This is a genomic window from Streptomyces sp. NPDC056503, assembly GCF_042794995.1.
Taxonomy (GTDB): Bacteria; Actinomycetota; Actinomycetes; order Streptomycetales; family Streptomycetaceae; genus Streptomyces.
Genome location: NZ_JBHTST010000095.1, coordinates 1 through 24,892, shown reverse-complemented (window position 1 = coordinate 24,892; position 24,892 = coordinate 1). Strand labels below are relative to the sequence as shown.

Annotated in this window: 20 protein-coding genes; 14 read left to right on the top strand and 6 right to left on the bottom strand. The window is 73.5% G+C overall.

The window, feature by feature from the left end; all coding sequences use genetic code 11:
- Positions 1–69 precede the first annotated feature (69 nt).
- From ACFQ8C_RS25305 to deoC, 3 genes are read right to left on the bottom strand one after another with little or no spacing between them, the layout of a single operon-like run.
- Complete coding sequence (locus ACFQ8C_RS25305; RefSeq protein ID WP_383461587.1) at positions 70–969, bottom strand: aldehyde dehydrogenase family protein; 900 nt, start codon at positions 967–969, stop codon at positions 70–72.
- A complete protein-coding gene (locus tag ACFQ8C_RS25300) occupies positions 962–2,398 on the bottom strand; it encodes an aldehyde dehydrogenase family protein (RefSeq protein ID WP_383461585.1) in 1,437 nt (478 codons plus the stop codon). Before ACFQ8C_RS25300 ends, ACFQ8C_RS25305 begins: the two co-directional genes overlap by 8 nt.
- A 5-nt stretch (positions 2,399–2,403) precedes the next feature.
- Positions 2,404–3,363, bottom strand: coding sequence for a deoxyribose-phosphate aldolase (deoC, locus tag ACFQ8C_RS25295; protein ID WP_376602226.1), 960 nt, complete (start codon positions 3,361–3,363; stop codon positions 2,404–2,406).
- Positions 3,364–3,642: 279 nt separating this feature from the next.
- On the opposite strand from deoC, the gene ACFQ8C_RS25290 reads away from it, so the two are divergent.
- From ACFQ8C_RS25290 to ACFQ8C_RS25235, 12 genes are all read left to right on the top strand, one after another.
- Positions 3,643–5,133, top strand: coding sequence for a hypothetical protein (locus ACFQ8C_RS25290; RefSeq protein WP_383461584.1), 1,491 nt, complete (start codon positions 3,643–3,645; stop codon positions 5,131–5,133).
- Between the two features lie 137 nt (positions 5,134–5,270).
- A complete protein-coding gene (locus tag ACFQ8C_RS25285; protein ID WP_383461582.1) occupies positions 5,271–5,888 on the top strand; it encodes a class F sortase in 618 nt (205 codons plus the stop codon).
- Positions 5,889–5,955: 67 nt separating this feature from the next.
- Positions 5,956–6,600, top strand: coding sequence for a PH domain-containing protein (locus ACFQ8C_RS25280; protein ID WP_383461580.1), 645 nt, complete (start codon positions 5,956–5,958; stop codon positions 6,598–6,600).
- A 142-nt stretch (positions 6,601–6,742) separates the two neighbouring features.
- Entirely contained in the window at positions 6,743–7,114 is a 372-nt protein-coding gene (locus ACFQ8C_RS25275) for a DUF1508 domain-containing protein (RefSeq protein WP_383461606.1), read from the top strand.
- Between the two features lie 78 nt (positions 7,115–7,192).
- Positions 7,193–8,248: a phosphate ABC transporter permease subunit PstC gene (pstC, locus tag ACFQ8C_RS25270; RefSeq protein ID WP_383461578.1), complete on the top strand. Its 1,056-nt coding sequence runs from the start codon at positions 7,193–7,195 to the stop codon at positions 8,246–8,248.
- A gap of 12 nt (positions 8,249–8,260) precedes the next feature.
- Complete coding sequence (pstA, locus tag ACFQ8C_RS25265; RefSeq protein ID WP_383461576.1) at positions 8,261–9,607, top strand: phosphate ABC transporter permease PstA; 1,347 nt, start codon at positions 8,261–8,263, stop codon at positions 9,605–9,607.
- A complete protein-coding gene (gene pstS, locus ACFQ8C_RS25260) occupies positions 9,604–11,466 on the top strand; it encodes a phosphate ABC transporter substrate-binding protein PstS (protein WP_383461574.1) in 1,863 nt (620 codons plus the stop codon). The genes pstA and pstS overlap by 4 nt, the downstream gene beginning before the upstream one ends.
- 53 nt (positions 11,467–11,519) lie before the next feature.
- Positions 11,520–14,108 (top strand): hypothetical protein, encoded by a 2,589-nt coding sequence (locus ACFQ8C_RS25255; protein ID WP_383461572.1) that lies wholly within the window; start codon positions 11,520–11,522, stop codon positions 14,106–14,108.
- A 131-nt stretch (positions 14,109–14,239) separates the two neighbouring features.
- Complete coding sequence (locus ACFQ8C_RS25250; RefSeq protein ID WP_383461570.1) at positions 14,240–15,214, top strand: hypothetical protein; 975 nt, start codon at positions 14,240–14,242, stop codon at positions 15,212–15,214.
- Between the two features lie 138 nt (positions 15,215–15,352).
- Positions 15,353–16,657: a hypothetical protein gene (locus tag ACFQ8C_RS25245; protein WP_383461569.1), complete on the top strand. Its 1,305-nt coding sequence runs from the start codon at positions 15,353–15,355 to the stop codon at positions 16,655–16,657.
- The gene (locus tag ACFQ8C_RS25240) at positions 16,654–17,529 is read left to right on the top strand and encodes a sortase (protein ID WP_383461567.1); all 876 of its coding nucleotides are present in this window, start codon (positions 16,654–16,656) and stop codon (positions 17,527–17,529) included. The genes ACFQ8C_RS25245 and ACFQ8C_RS25240 overlap by 4 nt, the downstream gene beginning before the upstream one ends.
- 49 nt (positions 17,530–17,578) lie before the next feature.
- Positions 17,579–18,391, top strand: coding sequence for a phosphate ABC transporter ATP-binding protein (locus ACFQ8C_RS25235; RefSeq protein ID WP_383461604.1), 813 nt, complete (start codon positions 17,579–17,581; stop codon positions 18,389–18,391).
- A gap of 69 nt (positions 18,392–18,460) precedes the next feature.
- On the opposite strand, the gene ACFQ8C_RS25230 is transcribed toward ACFQ8C_RS25235, so the two are convergent.
- From ACFQ8C_RS25230 to ACFQ8C_RS25220, 3 genes are all read right to left on the bottom strand, one after another.
- The gene (locus ACFQ8C_RS25230) at positions 18,461–20,113 is read right to left on the bottom strand and encodes a phospho-sugar mutase (protein WP_383461566.1); all 1,653 of its coding nucleotides are present in this window, start codon (positions 20,111–20,113) and stop codon (positions 18,461–18,463) included.
- 280 nt (positions 20,114–20,393) lie between these two features.
- Positions 20,394–21,197, bottom strand: a complete 804-nt coding sequence (locus ACFQ8C_RS25225; RefSeq protein ID WP_383461564.1) for a purine-nucleoside phosphorylase — start codon at positions 21,195–21,197, stop codon at positions 20,394–20,396.
- 175 nt (positions 21,198–21,372) lie between these two features.
- Positions 21,373–21,810, bottom strand: a complete 438-nt coding sequence (locus tag ACFQ8C_RS25220) for a gamma-glutamylcyclotransferase (RefSeq protein ID WP_043227006.1) — start codon at positions 21,808–21,810, stop codon at positions 21,373–21,375.
- 230 nt (positions 21,811–22,040) lie between these two features.
- On the opposite strand from ACFQ8C_RS25220, the gene ACFQ8C_RS25215 reads away from it, so the two are divergent.
- Together ACFQ8C_RS25215 and ACFQ8C_RS25210 are read left to right on the top strand one after the other, a co-directional pair.
- Positions 22,041–23,480, top strand: coding sequence for an NAD(P)H-quinone dehydrogenase (locus tag ACFQ8C_RS25215; protein WP_383461562.1), 1,440 nt, complete (start codon positions 22,041–22,043; stop codon positions 23,478–23,480).
- A gap of 225 nt (positions 23,481–23,705) precedes the next feature.
- Positions 23,706–24,632 carry a DeoR/GlpR family DNA-binding transcription regulator gene (locus ACFQ8C_RS25210; RefSeq protein WP_383461561.1) on the top strand — a complete coding sequence of 309 codons (927 nt, stop codon included), beginning with the start codon at positions 23,706–23,708 and terminating at the stop codon, positions 24,630–24,632.
- The last annotated feature ends 260 nt before the right edge of the window (positions 24,633–24,892 follow it).

The following is a 24,892-nucleotide window of genomic DNA, read 5'->3' as shown; positions in this document are numbered from 1 at the left end:
CATCCGGTCCCTCACGGGCATGCGCAAGGCCCCCGGGTGCGGACACCCGGGGGCCTCGCGCGGACGGGGCTAGTACGAGGAGCCGGAGGCGCCCAGCGAGCCCGTCGGGTGCCAGACGGTCTTCGTCTCCAGGAAGGCCGTCATGCGGTCCGTGCCGGGGGACTTGGCGAAGTCCTCGGTACGGCGGCGCAGGACGCGCTTCAGGTTGCCCGCCGCCGCGATCTCCAGCTCCTTGGCCAGCTCGGCGCCGGCGCCGGTCAGGTCGATCGCGTTGACGTCGAGGTGGGCCGCGAGGTGCGGGCCCATCTCGGACGCCTTGCCGGAGAGGATGTTGACCACGCCGCCGGGAAGGTCGGAGGTGGCCAGGACCTCGCCCAGGGAGAGGGCGGGGAGCGGGGCCTTCTCGGAGGCGATGACGACGGCCGTGTTGCCGGTCGCGATGACCGGGGCGATCACCGAGACCAGGCCCAGGAAGGACGACTCCTGGGGGGCGATCACGGTGACGACGCCGGTCGGCTCCGGGGTGGAGAGGTTGAAGTAGGGGCCGGCGACCGGGTTGGCGCCGCCGACGACCTGGGAGATCTTGTCCGTCCAGCCCGCGTACCAGACCCAGCGGTCGATCGCCGCGTCGACCTGGACGGCCGCCTTCGACTTCGACAGGCCCTCGGCGTCCGCGACCTCGCGGACGAACTGCTCCCGGCGGCCCTCCAGCATCTCGGCGACGCGGTAGAGGATCTGGCCGCGCAGGTACGCGGTCGCGCCCGCCCAGCCGCCCTGGGCCTTGCGCGCGGCGACGACCGCGTCACGGGCGTCCTTGCGGGAGGACAGGGGGGCGTTCGCCAGCCAGTCGCCCTTGGAGTCTGTCACCTCGTACACCCGGCCGCTCTCGGAGCGGGGGAACTTGCCCCCGACGTACAGCTTGTAGGTCTTGAAGACGCCCAGACGGTTCTGCTCGGACTTCTCAGACATCGAGGTAGGCCTCCAGACCGTGACGGCCGCCCTCGCGGCCGAAGCCCGACTCCTTGTAGCCGCCGAAGGGCGAGGTCGGGTCGAACTTGTTGAACGTGTTGGCCCAGACGACGCCCGCGCGGAGCTTGCTCGCGACCGCGAGGATGCGGGAGCCCTTCTCCGTCCAGATGCCGGCGGAGAGGCCGTACTGGCTGTTGTTGGCCTTCGCGACGGCCTCGTCGGGCGTGCGGAAGGTCAGCACCGACAGGACCGGGCCGAAGACCTCGTCACGGGCGATGGTGTGCGCCTGGGTGACGTTGGTGAAGAGCGTCGGCGCGAACCAGTAGCCCGCCTCCGGGAGGTCGCAGGCGGCGGTCCAGCGCTCCGCGCCCTCCGCCTCGCCCCGCTCGACCAGGGAGGTGATCCGGGAGAGCTGCTCCTCGGAGTTGATGGCGCCGATGTCGGTGTTCTTGTCGAGCGGGTCGCCGAGGCGGAGCGTCGACAGGCGGCGCTTGAGGCTGTCGAGCAGCTCGTCCTGGATCGACTCCTGGACCAGGAGGCGGGAGCCCGCGCAGCAGACCTGGCCCTGGTTGAAGAAGATGCCGTTGACGATGCCCTCGACGGCCTGGTCGACGGGGGCGTCGTCGAAGACGATGTTGGCGCCCTTGCCGCCCAGCTCCAGGGTCACCTTCTTGTCGGTGCCGGCGACCGTGCGGGCGATCTGCTTGCCGACGGCGGTCGAGCCGGTGAAGGCGACCTTGTTCACGTCCGGGTGCGCGACCAGGGCGGCGCCGGCGTCCCCGTAGCCGGGGAGGATGTTGACGACGCCCTTCGGCAGGCCCGCCTGGCGGCAGATGTCCGCGAAGAAGAGGGCCGAGAGCGGGGTGGTCTCGGCCGGCTTCAGGACGACGGTGTTGCCGGTCGCGAGCGCGGGGGCGATCTTCCACGCCAGCATCAGCAGCGGGAAGTTCCAGGGGATGACCTGGCCGGCCACGCCCAGCGGACGCGGGTTCGCGCCGTAGCCCGCGTGGTCGAGCTTGTCGGCCCAGCCCGCGTAGTAGAAGAAGTGGGCGGCGACCAGGGGGAGGTCCGCGTCGCGGGTCTCCTTGATCGGCTTGCCGTTGTCCAGGGTCTCCAGGACGGCCAGCTCGCGGCTGCGCTCCTGGATGATCCGGGCGATCCGGAAGAGGTACTTGGCGCGCTCGGAGCCGGGCAGCGCGGACCACTTCTCGAAGGCCCTGCGGGCGGCCGCGACCGCGCGGTCCACGTCCGCCTCGCCCGCCTGGGCGATCTCGGAGAGGACCTCCTCGGAGGAGGGGGAGACGGTCTTGAAGACCTTGCCGTCGGCCGCGTCGGTGAACTCGCCGTCGATGAACAGGCCGTAGCTCGGAGCGATGTCGACGACCGCGCGCGACTCGGGCGCGGGGGCGTACTCGAAGGGGGAGGTCATGTCGATCAGTCCACCGTCACGTAATCGGGGCCGGAGTAGTGGCCGGTGGCCATCTTCTGGCGCTGCATCAGCAGGTCGTTGAGCAGGCTGGAGGCGCCGAACCGGAACCAGTGGTTGTCCAGCCAGTCCGCGCCCGCCGTCTCGTTGACCAGCACCAGGAACTTGATGGCTTCCTTGGTGTTGCGGATGCCGCCGGCCGGCTTCACGCCGATCTGCACGCCGGTCTGCGCGCGGAAGTCGCGCACCGCCTCCAGCATGAGCAGGGTGTTCGCCGGGGTGGCGTTGACCGCGACCTTGCCGGTCGAGGTCTTGATGAAGTCGGCGCCGGCCATCATGCCGAGCCAGGAGGCGCGGCGGATGTTGTCGTACGTGGACAGCTCGCCGGTCTCGAAGATCACCTTGAGGCGGGCGCGGTCGCCGCACTCGGCCCTGATCGCGGCGATCTGCTCGTAGACCTCCAGGTAGCGGCCGGCGAGGAAGGCGCCACGGTCGATGACCATGTCGATCTCGTCGGCGCCGGCGGCGATCGCGTCGGCGGTGTCGGCCAGCTTCACCGGGAGGGCGGCGCGGCCCGCCGGGAAGGCGGTGGCGACCGAGGCGACCTTGACGTCCGAGCCCGCGAGGGCGGCCTTGGCGGTGGCCACCATGTCGGGGTAGACGCAGACGGCGGCGGTCGTCGGGGTCGTGCGGTCGGTCGGATCGGGGCGGACGGCCTTGGCGGCGAGGGCCCGGACCTTGCCCGGGGTGTCCGCGCCTTCGAGCGTGGTCAGGTCGATCATGGAGATGGCCAGGTCGATGGCGTACGCCTTGGACGTGGTCTTGATCGAACGGGTGCCGAGGGACGCGGCGCGCGCCTCCAGGCCCACGGCGTCGACGCCGGGCAGCCCGTGGAGGAAGCGGCGCAGCGTGCTCTCGGACGCGGTCACGTCGGCGAAAGCTGCTGCTGCGGATGCAGTGGTGGGCATGGTCACCAGTCGAGCATATCTACGCGCGTAGCGACCTGTACAGGGGAGGGTGTCCGAGGAGGGGTGTCGTGCGTCTCGTCGTCCGCCCCGCGCGGAGGGGGCCGGTGCGGTCGTGACGGCTGTCGCATGCCTGTGACACGGAGCGGACCGCTCCCCCATACAAGATCTTTAGATTCTTTATCAGCAGCCAGCGAGAACTCACCGGCCCTCCCCGATCGAGACATCAGCCAGGCATGCGGCTCTTCTTTCATCCGCCACCGAATCTTCTCGGGAGTCGTTATGCGCACCGCCCTTCGCACCGCCCTCGCCACCGCGCTCGTCGCCGGCGTCGTCGCGACCCCGGTCCTCACCGCCGGCAGCGCCTTCGCCGCCGGTACGGGCCCGGCGCCGACCGCGACCGCCACCGCGACCGCGAAGGCCGCCGCGACCGCGAAGGCCGCCGCGCCGGCTGCTGCCACCACCACCGCCCCCGCCGCCCCGGCCACCACCGCCCCGGCCGCCAAGCCCGCCGCCGACACCGCCCCCGACGCCGACGTCCTGGTCCGTACCGTGGAGCTCTCCGGCGGCCTGACCGCCAAGGTCTACGACAAGGGCACCCAGCACCGGTACTTCACCGCCACCGTCCTGCGCGGCACCACGGTGCTGGGCGAGCTGAAGGCCGGCGGCGGCCACGCCGGCGAGGAGACCAAGGTCTTCGCCGGGTACGCGGTGACCCTGGACGCCGACGGCGAGGTGACCGCCGTGGAGGCGGGCGTCGAGCACGCCACGCTGGTCCGCACCGAGAAGCTGCTCACCGGCACCATCGCCAAGATCTACAAGCTCAAGGAGCAGAACTACTTCGCCGAGCTCTTCCGCGACGGCCACAAGGTCGGCGAGCTCCACGCGGTCACCCGCTCCGTCGCCGGCCAGGACAACGGCGAGTACCTCGTCCTCAACCCCGACGGCTCGATCCACAACTGGATCGGCAACTCCGCCCCCGCCAAGCCCGGCCAGTACCGCCTCGCGGACGGCACGATCGTCGAGGTCGGCGAGAAGGACGGCTACTACGGCCTCCGCTCCGCCACCTCCGGGAGTGGCGGCTTCATCTACCTCAAGGGCGGAGACCGCAAGGTCTACTTCTTCGGCAAGGCCGTCGTCGTCCTGGAGTCGCCCGGCACCTTCGCCGCGTACGTTCCGGGCGCCGCGAAGCAGTCCGCGCCCGTGCCGGTGACCTCCCAGCCGGTCACCCCGCCGCCGGCGGAGGTCCTGGACGGGCCGATCGTCATCGGGAAGTGCACGGTCACCCAGGAGATCCGTTCCTCCTTCGGCGCGGACTGGCTTCTCGTCATGACCAACGACCAGGAGAAGGGCCCCTGGGCCGTCCTCAAGAACCCGCAGCACGAGGTCGCCTCCCGGGTCGACCGCGCGCACCCCGTCGACGGGGCCAACGGCCTGCGCATCGACGGCGCGGACACCGCCACGCCGCGCCTCGGCCAGCGCACCCAGGGTGGCGACACGCCCTACCGCTACAACGCCTTCCCCGCCCTGCCGAAGGGCTGCGACGAGGCTGCCGCGCCCGCCCCCGCCCCCTCCGCCTCCGCGCCCCGGAACTCCGCCCAGGGCGGTCAGACCTCCGTCGTGCCGAAGGGCGGCGTCGCGGCCGGTGCCGAGTTCGGTGCCGAGGAGAGCTCCGACACGCTGGTCGCGGCCGGCGCCGGCGCCGCCTCGCTGGCCGCCGCCGGGCTCGGTTTCGTGGTGCTGCGCCGCCGTTCCGCCGCCGCCCGCGGCTGACCCGCACCCCTGCCGTACCCCTGCCTCATCCCGCTCCTCGCCCCTTGACCCGAGCCCGGAGCGTTCCACCCCACCCCCGGCCGGCCGTCGCGACCCACGCGGCGGCCGGCCGCACCCCGTCCTCCCGGAGCCCGCGCATGCGCCGCCGTACCGTCACCGCCGCCGTCCTGCTCATGGCCGCCCTCGCCGGCTGCTCGGCCGGTGGCGAGCCCGCCGCCGTCACCCCGCCCGCCCGGATCGTGGAGTCGGCCGCCCCGGCGCCCGCCGCCGACGCCGCGGCCGCGAAGCCGCTCGCCCGCTCGCTGCCCGTGCGGATCCAACTGCCCGCGGCCGGTGTGGACGTGCGGGGCGTGCCGGAGCTCGGGCTGAACGCCGACGGGACCGTCGAGGTGCCGTCCGTCGCCCAGGCCGAGCGGATCGGCTGGTACGGGAAGGGCGTCACGCCCGGCGAGACCGGACCCGCCGTCCTCATCGGGCACTTCGACACCGAGCGCGGGCCCGCCGTGCTGAAGGACGTCTCCAAGGTGAAGGTCGGCGACGAGCTCACCGTGACCCGGGCCGACGGCACCGTCGCCGTCTTCCGGATCCGCGAGCTGGAGCAGGTCGACAAGGACGCCTTCCCGACGGAGAAGGTGTACGGCGACACCCGCCGCCCCGAGCTGCGCCTGATCACCTGCGGCGGCGAACTCGTCGACGGCCACCGGCCGGACAACATCGTCCTGTACGCGGACCTGGTCGCCGCCCGGCGGGACTGACCCCGGGGCCGCCGTGACGCGCGGGGCGCCCGAGCCTCCCGGCCCCTCCTGAGGCAGAATCGGCGGCATGACGAGCCCCACGCCCTCCGAGCAGAACCCCGAGCCGACCTCCGCCGACCGCGTCTACCGCTCCTCCTTCGGCATCGCGGGAGGGATCTTCCTGATCGCCCTGACGCTCGTCTTCGCGGGCGACGCGATGCTGCGCGGCGAGGGCCGGACGCCCTGGCTGGCGCTGGCCGGACTGCTGCTCGTCGTGCCGCTGGTCATCGCCTTCACCCTCCGGCCCGCCGTCTACGCCAACGAGGACCGGCTCCGGATCCGCAACCCCTTCCGCTCGATCCTGCTGCCCTGGGCCTCCGTCGCCGACGTCCGGGCCGGCTACTCCAGCGAGGTCTTCACGCAGGAGGGCGCCAAGTACCAGCTGTGGGCCCTGCCCGTCTCGCTGCGGCAGCGGAAGAAGGCCGCCCGCCAGGCCGCCCGCGCCTCCCAGGACGACCCCCACGGACGCACCTCCGTCACGGCCGACGTCCGGGACTCCGCCGCGCGCATCGCGGCCGGTGACCAGAACGTGGCGGACCTGCGGGAGATGGCCGAGCGGTACCAGGGCGGGGAGGGGGCGCAGGGCGCGCCGCAGATCCGCTGGGCGTACGAGATCCTCGCCCCGGCCGCCGTCGGCCTGGTCCTCTTCGTGGTGCTCGCCGCGACCGGCTGAGCCCGCCCGGCGCCGCCCTCCACCCCACCGGTGTCCTAGGGGCAACGGTGGGGTGAAGCATGCCTCCGGCGCTTGGTTTAGCACCCAACGATCCCGGCCGTGTCCATAGATTGCCCGTGCCGAGACTGTGGGGGTGGGAGCAATGACCAAGGGCACCGGTGTGTCCGGGACGCGTTGTCTGGTCGACGTCAGATCCGACGGGCGATACGGCTGGCGGCTGGTCGCGCAGAACGGTCGGGTGGTGGCACGGTCGGGGCAGTGCTTCGCCGACCACGCCGCCTGCCGGGCGGCGTTCACGGCGCTCTGCGCGGGGCACGCGGCCATGGGGGGCGGAGTGCAGCACACCGCGGGCGGCAGCGGATGGGTCTGGCTGCTGCGGGACGCGGAGGGGCGCCCCGCGGCGTTCTCCGGGAGGGCGTACGAACGCCACTCCACCTGTCGTTCCTCCTATGACCGCTTCCGTGCGCTGCTGACCGCAGAGGGCGCCCATTGGACCTCGACTGCCTTATGGTGAACGGAAGTTGCCCCTCGGGTGCTCCTCGTTCACGTCGTGTGGCGCACATGTCAACCGGGCCGGACTTACGTCCTTACCGTGACGACCGAGACGACCGATCCGACCGCGCCGCCCGGCGCTCCCGACCCGCGGCCCGACGGTCCGCCCGGCGGTCCGCCCGACACGCCGAGGCGGCTGTACAGCGACCCCGGCCCCGCCGACCGGGTCTTCCGCGGCGTCGCCCGCACCGGCGGCGGCCTCGTCCTCGCCGTGATGCTCCTCGTCGGCGGCTTCCTGTTGCACCGCGCCTGGCAGGCGCTCGACCGGGCCGGCGTCTCCTTCCTCACCACCGAGAACTGGGAGCCGGACGCGGGGCGGTTCGGCATCGCGGCCGTCCTCCTCGGCACCGTCCTCATCGCCCTCGTCGCGATCGTCGTCGCCGTGCCGCTCGCCACCGGCGCCGCGCTCTACATCTCCGAGTACGCCCCGCCCCGGCTGCGCCGCACCCTGGTCTCCACCGTCGACCTGATGGCCGCCGTGCCCTCGGTCGTCTACGGCCTGTGGGGGGTGTTCTGGCTGGAGGAATCGATCCTGCCGATCGCCCGCTGGATCTCCGCCTACTTCGGCTGGATCCCCTTCCTGCGCGTCGCCGGCGCCGACCCCGACGACCCGCTCGCCCCGCCGACCGTCTACACCTCCTCCACCTTCGTCGCCGGGCTCGTCGTGGCGATGATGGTGGCGCCGATCATCTGCTCGATCATGCGCGAGGTCTTCTCCCAGGCGCCCGCCGGCGAACGCGAGGGCGCCTACGCGCTCGGCGCCACCCGCTGGGGCATGATCCGCTCCGTCGTCCTCCCCTTCGGCAAGGGCGGCATGATCGGCGGCACCATGCTCGGCCTCGGCCGCGCCCTCGGCGAGACCATCGCCGTCTACATGGTCATCTCGCAGGTCTTCACCCTCCAGTGGCACGTGCTCCAGACCGGCACCAGCTCGGTCTCCTCGCTCATCGCCCTGCGCTACGGCGAGGCCACCGCCTTCGGCATGTCCGCCCTGATGGCGGCCGGCTTCGCGCTCTTCGTCATGACCCTGATCGTCAACTTCGCCGCCTCGTCCATCGTCGCCCGCAGCCGCTCCGGCGCCTCCAGCGACGCGTAACAGGGGATCCCCATGACCATCGTCCCGGAGCGGTCGACCGTGCGACCGCCCGCCGAGCAGGCCCCGCCGCCAGGACCCGAACGGCGCCGCACCACGGGCGGCACACGCGCCACCGACGTGTACGCCGTGCTCGGCGCGGGCGCCGCCGCGCTCGCCCTCACCTGGCTGCTCTTCGCCCGGCTGCTGCCCTTCGGCGGCACCGTCGGCTTCGTCCTCGTCGCGTACGCCCTCTTCCTCGGCCTCTACGCCCTGCTCGTCTCCTTGGACGAGGACGGGCCCACCGTCCGCGACCGGGTCGCCGGCGTGGTCGTCCGCACCCTCGGACTCGTCCTCCTCGCCGTCCTCGTCTTCGTCGTCGCCTTCACCCTCTGGGAGGGCCGCGAGGCCCTCGTCCACCTCAACTTCTTCACCGAGGACATGAGCCTCGCGGGGCCGCTCGAACCGCTCGGCGTCGGCGGCGTCCTGCACGCCGTCGTCGGCACCCTGGAGCAGGTCGGCATCGCGCTCGTCCTCACCGTCCCCACCGGTGTCGTCTGCGCCGTCTTCCTCACCGAGGTCCCCGGCCCCTTCGCCCGCCTGGTCCGCACCATCGTCGAGGCGATGACCGCGCTGCCCTCGATCGTCGCCGGGCTCTTCGTCTACGCGACCGTCATCCTCGCCCTCGGCATGGAGCGCTCCGGCCTCGCCGCCGCCCTCGCCCTCTCCGTGATGATGCTGCCGATCATCATCCGCGCCTCCGACGTCGTCATCCGGCTCGTCCCCGGCACCCTGCGCGAGGCCTCGTACGCCATGGGCGCCTCGCGCTGGCGGACCGTCCGGCACGTCGTGCTGCCCACCGCCCGCTCCGGCCTCACCACCGCCGTCATCCTCGGCACCGCGCGCGGGGTGGGGGAGACCTCCCCGGTGCTGCTCACCGCCGGCTTCACCGCCGAGCTCAACGCGCTGCCGACCTCCGGCGCCCAGGTCTCCCTGCCGCTCGCCACCTTCGAGCTGGTCAAGTCGCCCGAACCGAACATGATCGCCCGGGGCTTCGGCACCGCCGCCGTGCTGATGCTCCTCGTCCTGCTCCTCTTCGCGCTCGCCCGGATCGCCGGGGGGCGCGGGCCCGGGCAGCTGACGAGACGGCAGGAGCGGCGCCGGGCCGCCGCCTCGCGGGCGGACGCGGCCCGGTTCGCGCCCGGCTCCGGTGCGGCGCCGGGCTCCGGTGCGGCGCCGGGCTCCGGTGCGGCGCCGGGCTCCGGTGCGGCGCCGGGCTCCGGTGCGGCGCCGGGCTCCGGTGTCGCCTCCGGTCCCGGGGCCGCCGTCGGCGGAGCCCGTACCGACCTCCGATCCGTACCACCGTCGAGGAGCACGCCGTGAGATCGCCCGTCCCGCTCGCCCGCATCCTCCTGGGCCTGGGCACCGTGCTCTGCGCGCTGCTCGCCCTGCTCGCGGGCCCGCCCGCGGCCCAGGCCGCCGGGTACACCAAGATCACCGGATCCGGCTCCACCTGGAGCTCCAACGCCGTCGAGCAGTGGCGCCGCAACATCGGCGCCAATACCGGACTCACCGTCAACTTCAACGCCAACGGCTCCTCCCAGGGCCGCGAGCAGTTCAAGAACGGCACCGTCGACTTCGCCGTCTCCGAGATCCCCTACGGCCTCACCGACGGCGGCGCCACCGACGTCCCGCCGAGCCGCGGCTACGCCTACATGCCGATCGTCGCGGGCGGCACCGCCTTCATGTACAACCTCCGCATCGGCGGCCGCCAGGTCACCAACCTGCGCCTCTCCGGACCCGTCCTCGCGAGGATCTTCACCGGGCAGCTGACCATGTGGAACGCGCCCGAGATCAAGGCCGACAACCCGGGCCTGGTCCTCCCCGCCCGCCGGATCGTGCCCGTCGTCCGCTCCGACGGCTCGGGCACCACCGCCCAGTTCACCACCTGGCTGGCCAGGGAGCACGGCTCGGTCTGGAACGACCACTGCCGCCGCGCCGGCCGCTCCACCCCCTGCGGGATGACCTCGTACTTCCCCGTCGTGCCCGGCACGACGACGGTCGCCAAGTCCGGCTCCCTCGGCGTCTCGGCGCACGTCCGCCAGCCCCAGGGCGAGGGCGCGATCACCTACGTCGAGTACTCGTACGCGGTCAACGCGCACTTCCCGGTCGCCAAGGTCCTCAACCGCTCGGGCTACTACGTCGAGCCGACCGCCCAGGCCGTCGCCGTCGCCCTCCTCCAGGCCCGGATCGACACCGACCGCTCCTCGCCGGACTACCTCACCCAGATCCTCGACGGCGTCTACCGCTCGGGCGACGACCGCGCCTACCCGCTGTCCAGTTACAGCTACATGGTCGTCCCCACCTCGCAGACCGCCCCGCACACCGCGGAGAAGGGCCGCTCGCTCGGCACCTTCGCCCGTTACTTCCTCTGCGAGGGCCAGCAGCAGGCCGAGGAGCTGGGGTACTCGCCGCTCCCGAAGAACCTCGTCCAGGCGGGCTTCGACCAGGTCCGCCGCATCCCCGGCGCCCCCACCGGCGCCGTCGACCTCTCCTCCTGCCGCAACCCCACCTTCTCCTCCGACGGCTCCAACACCCTGGCCAGGAACGCCCCGAGGCCGAAGGCCTGCGACAAGCAGGGCGCGCGACAGTGCGCGGACGGCACGGGCGGGGCGCGGGGGGTGGCCACCCCGGTCACCAACGGAGGCGGTGCGTCCGGCGGTTCGGCGAACGGCGGCGGCACGCCCTCCGGCGGCACCGGCGGCACGGGTGGCACGAGCGGCAACGGGTCCGGATCCGGCGGCGGTTCGGGCAGCGGCTCGAACGGCGGTGGTACGGCGGCGGGTCCGGGGTCCGGATCCGGACCGGGTGCGGGTGCGGGTACGGGCTCCGTCGGTGCGACCGGCACCGGAACGACCGGCGCCGACGGCGCCGACGGCGCCGGCGGGGCCACGGGCGGCACGGCGTCGGGCTCCGGAACCGGTGGGGCCGTCGTCGACCCCGACACCGGCGACATCGTCACGGACGGCGGCGCGGGCGGCGCGGGCGGCGGCACCGGGGGCGGTGACGGCGGCAGCCCCGTCGTCGGGACCCCCGTCACCCTCGCCGCCGACTCGGGCGCAGGCCTGCGCGGCCTGCTGATGGTCCTGTCGGCCTTCCTGCTCCTCGCCACCGTCATCGTCCCGCCGTTGGTCGGCCGCTTCCTGGCGAACCGCGCCGAGCGCCCGGGAGGCACCCGATGAGACATCCGATGAGGCACCCGAAGAGGCATCCGGCGACGGGACCGGCGTCACGCGTGCGCGCCCGTGCGACGGGCCTCGGCGCCCTCCTCGCCGCGCTCGTCCTCGCTCTGCTGCCGCTGCCGCGGGACCCGTCGGCGGCCGCCGCGACCGGCCCCGAGAGCTCCGCCGTCACCCAGCGCGGCACCAAGGGCCCCTACGACGACTTCTCCGGCCTGGAGGTGACCGTCCACCAGACGAGGAACCTGCGGGGCCAGGGCGTCAGGGTCTCGTGGAAGGGCGCGAAGCCGTCCGGGCTCGGCAGCGACTACCTCCAGATCATGCAGTGCTGGGGGGACGATCCGGCGGGGCCCGGGCGGGAGCAGTGCCAGTTCGGGGCGACGAACCCGCCCCAGGGCCGCACCTTCGGGAGCTGGGTCGGCCAGCGGCTGGTCAATCCCGGCCTCGACCCGCTGGAGGAGCGGTACACCGAGCCCGTCCCCGGCACCGATTACCCCGGGCAGACCCACGATCCGTTCGTCCCCTTCACCCCCGTCACGGGCGCGCCGACCACGAAGCACACCGACTGGACCTACTTCAGCGCCAACGACACCAACGAGGAGCCGTACAGCGTCACCCAGCCCGACGGCACCGGCGAGGTGCACTTCGACCTCCAGTCCACCCGGGAGGCACCGCACCTGGGCTGCGGTGACCCGGTGGGCTCCGGCGCCGCGCTCCGGGGCCGCGGCTGCTGGCTCGTCGTCGTGCCGCGCGGCACCTACGACCCGTCGGGGACGAACTCGGCGGGCACCCCGCAGCAGCCGCCGGTCGGCCACCCCCTCACCTCGCCGCTCTCCACCGGCAACTGGAACCAGCGGCTCGTCTTCCCACTCGACTTCCTGCCCGTCGGCGACGCCTGCCCCGCCGACATGGCCGAGCGCCGGATCACCGGCTCCGAGCTGATCACGGAGGCCGTCACCTCCTGGCAGGCGGCGCTGTGCGCCGGCGGCCCGACCCGCTTCACCTTCTCCCAGCGGGGCGAGGAGCTGGCCCGGGGCAGCCTGCTGAACCCGACCCCCTCCTCGCCCGGACTGGCCTTCACCGTCGAGCCCGTGGAGGGCGGGGAGAAGGCGGGCTTCGTGCACGCGCCGGTCGCCGTCAGCGGCCTCACGGTCGGCTTCTTCTGGGAGGCGGACAGGATCGGACTGGTGAAGGAGCTGAGGCTGAACCCCCGGCTCCTGGCGAAGCTGGTCACGCTCTCCTACCGGGCCGACGTCCGGGTGCCCACCGGGGGGAGCGAGCCGCCGGCGCACCTCAAGGACAATCCGGTCTCCCTCGTCCGCGACCCGGAATTCCTGGAGCTGAATCCGGCCCTGGCGGAGGCGCGCCCCGCGGAACTCGCCTACCCCGGCGGAATCCTGCTCTCCGCCGAACGCTCCGACACCGCGAAGGTCGTCTGGGACTATCTGCGGGGAGACGAGGACGCGCACGCCTTTCTGGAGGGAAAGGCGGACCCCTGGGGGATGAAGGTGAATTCCTATTACCGGGAGCTGGGGGTCGCCGAGGCCGGCCTCTACGAATTCCCGAAGGCCGACCCCACCGAGACGCAGCTCTCCCTGGACGGGAAGACCATCGCGTACGGGGCGATCGACCGCTCCCCGTACGCCTCCGACTTCCACGACGCCGTCCGGTGGATCCGCAGGGGCACCAACAACGCCAAGTACGAGGCCGACAACGACACGGCGACGGGCGGGCTCAAGCTGAAGAGCGCCCCGGTCATCCAGGGCAGCCGCCGTGCCTTCGGCATCGTGGACCTGGGCTCCGCCACCCGCTACAGCCTCCAGCTCGCGTCCCTGCCCAACGCGGACGGCAGGTTCGTCGCGCCCACCCCCGCCGCCCTGACCGAGGCGGTCGGGCAGTTCCGCGACGCGTCCGTCCCCGGGGTCCTCGCCCCCGAACCGGCCCGGACCAGGAAGGGCGCGTACCCGCTGACGGTGGTCACCTACGCCGTCTCCTCCGACCGGCTGCCCGTCGACGCCCGCAAGGACTACGCGCGGCTGATGCGGTACGCGGCCGGCCCCGGCCAGGAGCAGGGCGTCGCCCCGGGTGAGCTGCCGTTCGGCTACGCGCCGATGCCCGCCGGGCTGAAGGCGCGGGCGGCGGCCGCCGCCGAGCGGCTGGAGCGGGGGGCGCCGGGCGGACCGGGCGGCGCGACGGGCGACCCGGGCGGAGCGGGCCCCACCGGCTCCGGATCCGGCTCGGGCGACCCCGGGAGCGGTCCGGGCGGCGGCGGATCCTCCGCGTCCGCTCCGGGGGCCGGGCCGGGCTCCGGCTCTTCGGGCGGCCCGGGCCCCGGCACCGGCTCGGACGGTGGCGGTACGGGAACGGGGGCGCCGTCCTCCGCCCCGCCCGGCGGCTCCACCGGAGGCGCGGGTGGATCCGGCTCCGGTCCGGGCTCCGGCGGCGCTTCCGGGCAGCAGCTCGCCGGGACGACCGGCACCACGCCCTCCGGGGCGCTCGGCTGGATCCGCTGGATCCTCCTCGGCGTGCTGGTCGCCGGCGGTGTCGCCGGTCTCGCCGGGCCGGCGGTCCTGGGGTTCGCGGGCCGCCGCGAGACTCCCTCGGATTCACCTAGGACAGGAATTCGTAACCTGAAAAGCCGCTGAACGTGGTGGTCCCCGGACCCTCCCGTGCGGAATTCTTATTCCCGGCCGGTCGACGGATCGGCCGGGAATAAGAATCCGGATTTGCTTGCGCGTCCATTCCATGACATCCGTTTTCACGGAGGAGATCAGAAGTGAACGTCAAGTCCCGCGCTCGTATCGGTGCCGCCCTCGGCGTGGCCGCCCTCGGTCTCGGTGTCGCCCTCGCCCCGGCGGCCCAGGCCGACCCCACCCCGGTCACCCAGTACCGCACCCTGGCGGGTGTCGGCTCCGACACGACCCAGGACGTCCTGAACGGCCTCGGCAACGTCGTGACCAACGCCTTCGGGCAGAAGATCATCGCCTCCTGGGACGCCACCGGCACCGCCACCGTCAAGACCAAGGCGACCGGCTGCGTGATCAACCGCCCGAACGGCTCCTCGGCCGGCATCGACGCGCTCCGCAACGCCGTGGACACGGCCTCCGGCTGCCTCGACTTCGCCCGCTCCTCGCGCGTCCCGGTCGACGGCTCCACCACGGACCTCACCTGGATCCCCTTCGCCAAGGACGCGGTGTCCTGGGTGAAGCGCTCCGACAGCGCCCTGCCGTCCGACCTGACGGCCGCGCAGCTGAAGGACATCTACGAGTGCAACCTCACCAGCCTCAACGGTGTGGCCCTCACCCCGCTCCTGCCCCAGGCCAACTCCGGCACCCGACAGTTCTTCCTCTCCTCCATCGGCGTGGCCACGCCGGGCTCCTGCGTCACGCAGGGTGTCCAGGAGAACAACGGCACCGTCCTCGACACCGCGGGTGACATCGCCCCCTACTCCGTCGCCCAGTACACGGCGCAGGAGAAGGCCGTCGTCACCGACCGCCGCGGCGCGGCCGTCCTCGGTTCCCTCGCCGGCGTCGCCCCGCGCAACGCCGACAAGACGCTCAACCCGGCCTTCCCCTTCACCCGCGAGGTCTACAACGTCGTCCCGACCCCGAAGCTGACGAACGCCACGATCGCCTCCACCTTCGTCGGCTCGGCCTCCAAGGTCTGCGCCGCCACCACCACGATCACCAACTACGGCTTCGGCACCCTCGGCGCCGGCTGCGGCACCACCACCCTCAAGGGCGAGCGCTGACCACCGCCGCCGCTCCCTGAGCGCACACCGGCCGGGCACCCTCGTGGTGCCCGGCCCCCGGGCGTTGGCCCGGCCGTCCGACTCCGCTCCGATTCCGCTCCGGCTCCGCTCCGCTTCCGACTCCTCCGGGGGACCCGCATGAACCGCCCCGTACCACTCCGTTCACCGGCGGCGCTGCTCACCGCGCTCGCCGTGCTCCTCGGCGTCCTCGCCACCGTGCTCGCGCTGGCCGCGCCCGCCGGGGCGGTCACCCTGCGCGGGAGCTTCGCGCTCCAGGGCGGTTCCGGCTCCCTCTCCGACCCGGTCTTCGCCGCCGGGGTCGGCACCTCCGCCGGCTGCCCCGACGCGCCGGACCCCGCCAAGCCGTACGACCACGCCAGGCTCGTGCTCGTCAGCCCCGACACCCCCGAGACCACGGACATCGCCCGGACCGTCGTCGGAGCGCCGTTCGGCGACGGGCCCTTCACCCGGGACCTCGACCACCGGGTCGTCGACGGCCAGCCGCTGTCGCGCTCCCTGAAGGAGGCGATCCGTGCCTTCCGCCCCGACGGGCCGTTCGACGGCCGCTACGAGCTGCGCCTCCTCTGCCGGAACGCGACGGTCACGAACGAGACCGACTACTTCTCCACGATGATCGAGGTCGCCGGCGACACCTGGACCCCGATCAGCCAGCGGGCCACGGCCATCGGGCTCACGATGGACCCCCCCGTCGGCGTACCGGGCGGACGGATCAAGGTCGTCGTCTCCGTCGAACCCGGGGACGCCGTCGGCACGGTGAGCTTCGTGACGACGGTCGCGGAGGAGATCGTCGAGTTCGCCAGCGCCGAGGTCGTCGCCGGGAGGGCCGAGGCCGTCCTCTCCGACCTCGTCCCGACCCCGCCCGAGGGCGGGTTCGTGGGCGCGGTGTTCACCCCCGCCGACGCCGAGGCGTTCACCACCGCGCTCACCGCCGACTACTACTACGTGCAGGAACCCACCGCCACGCCCACGCCCACGGGCACCCCCAGCGCGAGCGTCACCCCGACCCCCACCCCGACCGGCTCCACGCAGACGCCGACCGACGCCCCGACGGACGGGCCGACCGACGCCCCGACCGACGAGCCCACCCCCACGGACACGCCGAGCGGCAGCCCCACGGCCACCACCCCCACCCCCACGCCCACGGCGACCGGGACCGGGACCGGGACCGGCGGCACCGACACCACCTCCGGCGGCACGGACACCTCCGGCTCCTCCGGTTCCGGGAGCGGTTCCGGATCCGGATCCGGTTCCGGATCCGGATCCGGTTCCTCCGGCGGCACCACCCCCCACGGCGGGGGCACCCTCGCCGCCACCGGTGCTTCCTCCGCCGCCTCCGCGGCGCTCGGGGCGCTCGCGCTCTGCCTGCTCGGCGCCGCGGCCGTGATCGAGGTCCGCCGGCGCAGGGCGGGCGCCCGGCCGTGACCACCGCACCGGCTCCGGCCGCCCCCCGCGCCGGGCTCGGCCTGGCCGGGGCGGCGTTGTGCGTGCTCGCCGCGCTGCTCGTCGGCTTCGCCGCGAACCTCACCGTCGTCGGGCACCTCCAGCACGCCCGCGACCAGGCCACCGCGTACGACGAACTCCGCGAGCAACTCGCCCTCGGCACCGCCCCGGTGGGGCAGACGACCTACGACGGCAAGGCGGTCGCCCCCGGCGACCCCGTCGCCCTGCTGCGCATCCCGGTTCTCGGGCTGCGCGAGGTCGTCGCCGAAGGCACCACCTCCGGGGTCCTCATGTCGGGGCCCGGCCACCGCCGGGACACCCCGCTCCCCGGCCAGTCCGGGACGGCCGTCCTCATGGGCCGCCAGTGGGGCTACGGCAGCCCCTTCAACGACCTGCACCGGCTCCCGTCCGGCGCCCGCGTCGAGGTGACGACCGGCCAGGGGGAGGCGGTGTACGAGGTGGTGGGCGTCCGGCGCCCCGGTGACCCCACCCTCGCCGCGCCCGGCGCGGGCGAGGGCCGGCTGACCCTCGTCACGGCCGACGGAGGCGCGTACACCCCCGGGAACTTCCTCTTCGTCGACGCGAAACTGGTCTCCGACGTCCAGCCCAGCCCGCCGCGCCCCCTGCGCCCGGGCTGGATCACCGACGCCGAGAAGCCGCTCGCCGGCGACCCGGCCGCCTGGCCGGGGATCTTCCTCGGCGCGCAGGCCCTCCTGCTCGCCGCCGTCCTCACCGTCGCCGCCCGCCGCCGCTGGGGCCCCCGCCAGGCCTGGGCCGCCGCCACCCCGGTGCTCGTCGCGCTCGGCGTCCTGGTCTCCGGCGAACTCACCCGCCTCCTCCCCAACCTCCTCTGAAAACCGTGGAGCTGATGACACCGTGACCGACTTCGCCGACACCGTCGCCCTGCCGCCCGTCTCCGCAACGCAGCCGCCCGCGACCCGCGCCGGCGCGCTCGAAGCCGAGGCCGTCTCCGCCTGGTTCGGCGACCGCAAGGTCCTCGACCGGGTCTCGCTCGCGATGCCCGCACGCGAGGTGACCGCCCTCATCGGCCCCTCCGGCTGCGGCAAGTCCACCTTCCTCCGCATCCTCAACCGGATGCACGAACTCGTCGGCTCCGCCGCCCTGTCGGGCCGGGTCCTCCTCGACGGCGCCGACATCTACGACCGGGGCCGCCGCATCACCCACGCCCGCCGCGAGATCGGCATGGTCTTCCAGAAGCCCAACCCGTTCCCCGCGATGTCGCTGTACGAGAACGTCCTCGCCGGCCTCAGGCTCGGTGGCGTCCGGGCCGGCCGCGACGAGAAGGACGCCCTCGTCGAGGAGTGCCTGACCCGCGCAGGCCTCTGGAACGAGGTCAAGGACCGGCTCCGCCAGCCCGGCGGCGCCCTCTCCGGCGGCCAGCAGCAGCGCCTCTGCATCGCCCGCGCGCTCGCCGTCCGCCCCCGGGTGCTCCTCATGGACGAGCCCTGCTCGGCCCTCGACCCGACCTCCACCCGGCGGGTCGAGGAGACCATCGCCGACCTCAGGTCCGAGGTGACGATCGTGATCGTCACCCACAACATGCAGCAGGCCGCCCGGGTCTCCGACTCCTGCGCCTTCTTCCTCGCCGAGCAGGGCACGCCCGGTGTCATCGTCGAGCACGGCCCGACGGAGACGATGTTCGACGCCCCGGCCGACCCGCGCACGGCGGACTACGTCGACGGCCGCTTCGGGTAGCCGGGTCCGTCGCGTGCGGAAGGGCCGGTACGGGAACTCCCGTACCGGCCCTCGTGCTTCACTCCCGGCTCACAGCCCCGCGGCCGCCGCCAGGTCCTTCTTCAGGGCGCCGAGGAGCTCGGTGCCGGTCGCGCGGGCCGCGGCGAGGCCGCTCGCGTCGGCGACCGGGACCACGACCTCCAGGTAGCACTTCAGCTTGGGCTCCGTGCCCGACGGGCGGACGATCACCCGGGCCTTGTAGGCGCCGTCCAGGTGGTAGCGCAGGCCGTCCGTCGGCGGCAGCGTCTCCGTGCCCTTCGTCAGGTCCTCCGCCGAGACGACGGTCAGGCCCGCGAGCGTCACCGGCGGCTTCTCGCGCAGGGCGGCCATCGCGGACGCGATGACGCCGAGGTCCTCCACGCGCACCGACAGCTGGTCCGTGGCGTGCAGCCCGTGCGCGACCGCCAGGTCGTCGAGGAGGTCCGTCAGCGTCCGGTCCTGCTCCTTGAGCTCCGAGGCCAGCTCGGCGACGAGCAGCGCCGCGGTGATGCCGTCCTTGTCGCGGACGCCCTCCGGGTCCACGCAGTAGCCGAGCGCCTCCTCGTACCCGTACCGCAGCCCCTCGACGCGGGCGATCCACTTGAAGCCGGTCAGCGTCTCCTCGTACCCGACCCCGGCCGCCTCGGCGATCCGGCCGAGCAGCGAGGACGACACGATCGACTCGGCGAAGACGCCCCGCGCGCCCTTGTGCACGAGGTGCGCGGCGAGCAGCGCGCCGACCTCGTCGCCGCGGAGCATCCGCCAGCCGCCCTCGACGGCGGCGTCCGGCACGGCCACGGCGCAGCGGTCGGCGTCCGGGTCGTTGGCGATGACGATGTCGGGGTCCACGGCCCGGGCCGCCTCGAAGGCGAGGTCCATGGCGCCCGGCTCCTCCGGGTTGGGGAACGCGACCGTCGGGAAGGCCGGGTCGGGCTCGGCCTGCGCGGCGACCAGCGCCGGCGGCGGGAAGCCGTGCCGGGCGAAGGCGGCGGTGAGCACGTCCTTGCCGACGCCGTGCATGGCCGTGTAGACGGTCCGCGCGGTGCGCGGCGAGCCGGGGGTCAGGACGGCGTCGGTCCGGGTCAGGTACGCCTCCAGGACCTCCTCGCCGAGCACCTCCCAGCCGGTCTCCGGGCGCGGCACGTCGGCCAGGGCGCGGACGGCCGCGATCTGGGCCGCGATCCCGGCGTCCGCCGGCGGCACGATCTGCGAGCCGTCGCCGAGGTACACCTTGTAGCCGTTGTCGCGGGGCGGGTTGTGGCTCGCGGTCACCTCGACGCCGGCGACGGCGCCCAGGTGCCTTATGGCGTACGCGAGGACGGGCGTCGGCAGGGGGCGCGGCAGGAGCGCGGCGCGCAGGCCCGCGCCGGTCATCACGGCGGCGGTGTCGCGGGCGAAGTCCTCGGACTTGTAGCGGGCGTCGTAGCCGATGACGACCAGACCGCCGGTCCGTCCCTCCGCCTTCAGGTACGCGGCGAGCCCGGCGGCGGCGCGGATCACCACGGCGCGGTTCATCCGCATGGGTCCGGCGCCCAGCTCCCCGCGGAGTCCCGCGGTGCCGAACTGGAGCGTCCCGGTGAACCGGACCGCCAGCTCGTCGGTGTCCCCCCGGTCGAGGAGCGCGCCGAGCTCCTCGCGGGTCTCGGAATCGGGATCCTCGGCGAGCCACGCCTGGGCCCGGGCGAGGAGGTCGTCCTGCGTCACGGTGATGCGCCTTTCGGAGAGCGGGTGGGAGGGGTGCGGGGGCGGGGGCGAGTGGGGGTGCGGGCGGGTGGGGCGCGGGGGTGGCCGCTGCGCGGAGCCTTCCCCGTCCCGCCCCTTCCCGTAACCGGGGCTCCGCCGCCCCGGACCCCCGCGCCGCGGACGCCGTCGGGGCGGAACCCTCGCCGGACGGGGCCGGGAGGCATGCCCCCGGTGACGGGAAGGGGCGGGGTGGGGGAGGGGCCCGGCGCGGCGGCACCCGCCCCGCCCACCCGGGGAACGGTCAGATCCGGTCGAGGACCCGCGTCAGCAGTTCACCCATCCGAGCCGCCGAGTCGCGCCCCGCCTGGAGCACTTCCTCGTGGTTGAGCGGCTCGCCCGAGAGCCCCGCCGCCAGGTTGGTGACCAGCGAGATGCCGAGGACCTCCGCGCCGGCCTCGCGGGCGGCGATGGCCTCCAGGACCGTGGACATGCCGACGAGGTCGCCGCCCATGACGCGGACCATGTTGATCTCGGCGGGGGTCTCGTAGTGGGGGCCGGGGAACTGGACGTAGACGCCCTCCTCCAGCGTCTCGTCGACCTCCTTGCACAGCGCGCGCAGCCGCGGCGAGTACAGGTCGGTGAGGTCGACGAAGTTCGCGCCGACGATGGGGGAGGCGGCCGTCAGGTTGATGTGGTCGCTGATGAGGACCGGCTGGCCGGGGCGCATGCCCTCGCGCAGGCCGCCGCAGCCGTTGGTGAGGACGATGGTCCTGACGCCCGCGGCCACCGCCGTGCGGACGCCGTGCGCGACGGCGGCGACGCCGCGGCCCTCGTAGAAGTGGGTGCGGCCGAGGAAGACCAGGACGCGCTTCTCGCCGATCTTGTACGAGCGGATCTTGCCGCCGTGGCCTTCGACGGCCGGCGGCGGGAAGCCCGGGAGCTCGGTGACGGGGAACTCGGCCTCGGGGGCGCCCAGGGCGTCCACGGCCGGGGCCCAGCCGGAGCCCATGACCAGGGCGACGTCGTGGTTCTCGACTCCGGTCAGCTCGCGCAGTCGCGCGGCTGCGGCCTCGGCGGCCTCGTACGGGGTGGCAGTAGCGTTCACTGGCTCTCTCGCCTCGGGGAGGGGGTCCGAGGGAGGTGACCCCGGACGGAATTCATTCGCCAAGAAGCCTAGCCCGATAATTCCTACGCGCGTAGATGACGGCGCGGACGGACATGCGATCGTTGTCTTGTCGTTTCCCACGAAAGGGACCCGTCGCACGGGTCGGCGCATGGCCTCAGCAGGGCCGCTTGCGGATCTCCATCACGTAGTCGTGGGGCGCCCCCGCCGACTCCGCCGCGTCGGCCACCTCGCCGAGGTAGCGCGCGGACGGCAGGCCGCCCTCGTAGGCGTTCAGCACGTACACCCAGGCCGGCTCCTCGCCGTCGAGGGTGTGCACCCGGACCCGCATCCGCCGGTAGATGTCGAGGCCCACGCCCTCCCAGCGGTCCATGGAGTCCTCGTCCATCGGCGCGATGTCGTACAGCGCCACGAAGACCTGCTGGCGGGGGGCCTCCACGAGGGTGGCGAGCGCCCCCTCCCAGCCCATCTGCTCCCCGCCGAAGGTGAGCCGCCAGCCGTTCAGCCAGCCGGTGCCGCGCAGCGGTGAGTGCGGGGCGCGGCGGGTCATGAGCCGCGGGTCGAGGTTGCCGGCGTACGCGGCGTAGAGCGACATGGGTCCGAGGGTACGGGAGTGGCGGGGGTGGGCGGCGAACCCCGAGGTGGCGGCCGTACGAGGGGTGCGCGCGGGGCCGGCGGGGGATTTTCCGGCCCCGGCGCGAGGGAGTCGGCGGCGTGCGGGACAATGGGGTACGCACTTGAAGCGTGCGGGACAATGGCGTACGCACTGCAGCCCACGGGGGCCGCACACCCCCGGCAGAACGAGAGCGCGAGGCGTAGATCCCAGTGACCCGGATCGTGATCATCGGCGGCGGACCCGGCGGATACGAGGCGGCCCTGGTGGGCGCCCAACTCGGCGCGGAGGTGACCGTCGTCGACTGCGACGGCCTCGGCGGCGCGTCCGTCCTGACCGACTGCGTCCCCTCCAAGACCCTGATCGCCACCGCGGAGGTGATGACCACCTTCGACTCCTCCTACGAGGAGCTGGGCATCATCGTCGCGGACGACACCCCGCACCTGGAGCAGGCCGCCCGCGTCGTCGGCGTGGACCTCGGCAAGGTCAACCGACGGGTGAAGCGGCTCGCGCTCGCCCAGTCCCACGACATCACCGCCTCCGTCACCCGGGCCGGCGCCCGGGTCCTGCGCGGCCGCGGCCGGCTCTCCGGCCGGCAGGCCATGGACGGCTCCCGCCAGGTGATCGTGACGGCGGCCGACGGCAGCGAGGAGACGCTGACCGCCGACGCCGTGCTGATCGCCACCGGCGGCCACCCCCGCGAGGTGCCCGACGCCAAGCCGGACGGCGAGCGGATCCTGAACTGGACGCAGGTCTACGACCTCAAGGAGCTCCCGGAGGAGCTCATCGTGGTCGGTTCCGGTGTGACCGGTGCCGAGTTCGCCGGCGCCTACCAGGCCCTCGGCTCCCGCGTCACCCTGGTCTCCTCCCGCGACCGGGTGCTCCCGGGCGAGGACCCGGACGCCGCCGCGGTCCTGGAGGACGTCTTCCGCCGCCGCGGCATGAACGTGATGGCCCGCTCCCGCGCCGAGTCCGCCAAGCGGGTCGGCGACCGGGTCGAGGTCACCCTCTCGGACGGGCGGGTCATCTCCGGCACCCACTGTCTGATGGCCGTCGGCGCGATCCCGAACTCCGCCGGGATGGGCCTGGAGGAGGCCGGGGTCCGGCTCAAGGACTCCGGGCACATCTGGACGGACAAGGTCTCCCGCACCTCCGCCCCCGGCGTGTACGCGGCGGGCGACGTCACCGGCGTCTTCGCGCTCGCCTCGGTCGCCGCGATGCAGGGCCGGATCGCGATGTACCACTTCCTCGGCGACGCGGTGGCCCCGCTCAACCTGAAGACGGTCTCCTCGAACGTCTTCACCGACCCGGAGATCGCCACCGTCGGTTACACCCAGGCCGACGTGGACGCCGGCAAGATCGACGCCCGGGTCGTGAAGCTGCCGCTGCTGCGCAACCCGCGCGCGAAGATGCAGGGCATCCGGGACGGCTTCGTGAAGATCTTCTGCCGTCCCGGCACCGGGATCGTGGTCGGCGGCTGTGTCGTCGCCCCCCGGGCGAGCGAGCTGATCCACCCCATCTCGATCGCGGTCGACAACAATCTGACGGTCGAACAGATCGCAAATGCTTTCACCGTGTACCCCTCCCTGTCGGGCTCGATCGCGGAAGTGGCACGGCAGTTGCACACCCGAAAGTCCACGGGCGGGTCGTAGGGCCGGAGGCGATCACGGTCCCCGCCTGCGGGAACGGTTCGCCGACTCGGACAACCCCCGGCAAGACGGGGCATAGAACGATCAATGGCGGGGCTCTCCATACCACTTGGGAGCCCCGCCTGTGTGTATATTCCGCAATCCGGCGCATAGTGCTGAAAACCAACGGCGGTGCACGTTACTGTCAGTTTTGTGTTCGCTGCAGAACGTCGCCAGTTGATCCTCGAAATGGTGCGAGCCAATGGGGCCGTGTCGCTCCGCGAGCTCGCCCGCGTCGTCCAGACCTCCGAAGTGACCGTGCGCCGTGACGTACGGGCCCTGGAGGCAGAAGGACTCCTCGACCGCCGGCACGGCGGTGCGGTGTTGCCGGGCGGATTCACGCGAGAATCCGGCTTCCCGCAGAAATCCCATCTCGCGACCGCGGAGAAGACGGCCATCGCCGACGTCGCCGCGAGCCTGGTCGAAGAGGGCGAGGCCATCGTCGTCGGCGCCGGGACCACCACCCAGGAGCTGGCCCGCCGGCTCGCCCGGGTGCCCGGCCTCACCGTGGTCACCAACTCGCTGCTCGTCGCCCAGGCCCTGGCGCACGCCAACCGGGTCGAGGTCGTCATGACCGGCGGCACCCTGCGCGGCTCCAACTACGCCCTGGTGGGCAGCGGGGCCGAGCAGTCGCTCCAGGGACTGCGGGTCTCCCGCGCCTTCCTCTCCGGCAGCGGGCTCACCGCCGAGCGCGGCCTCTCCACCTCCAACATGCTCTCCGCGAGCGTGGACCGGGCGCTGGTGCAGGCGGCCGCCGAGGTCGTGGTCCTCGCCGACCACACCAAGCTGGGCACCGACACCATGTTCCAGACGGTGCCGACGGACGTGATCACCCGTCTGGTCACCGACGAGCCGCCGCCGCACGACGAGCGGGCCGCCTCGGAGCTCCAGGCCCTCGCCGACCAGGGCGTGCAGATCGCCGTGGCCGGCACCGGCCAGGGCGGCGTCCCCGCCGAGCAGCTGCCGCCGGGCGTCCGGGGCCGCCGCGAGATGCCGCTGCCCGTGCAGCGCGGCGGCAGGATGCCCGCGGGACAGTTCCGCGGCCCCGGTCCCGGCGGGCTCGGCCCCGAACCCCTGGAGCGGACGGCCCGGGTCGCGGACCTCCGCCGCCGCTGAGCCCCGCCCCGCCCTGCACGACCCCGTACGACCCCGTACGACCCCGATCACGCGCCCGTACGCAGTGAGCCGCCGCCCCCTCCCGCCGCACACGGCGAAGGGCCCCCAGGCGGCTGCCTGCGGGCCCTTCCGTGGTGCTACCGAGCCGGGTGGGCTACCGGGCCGTCAGGCCTTGATCTCGCAGATGCCGGCGCCGGAGGTCACCGACGCGCCGACCTCGGCGTTCAGGCCGGTCACGGTGCCGGACTTGTGCGCGTTGA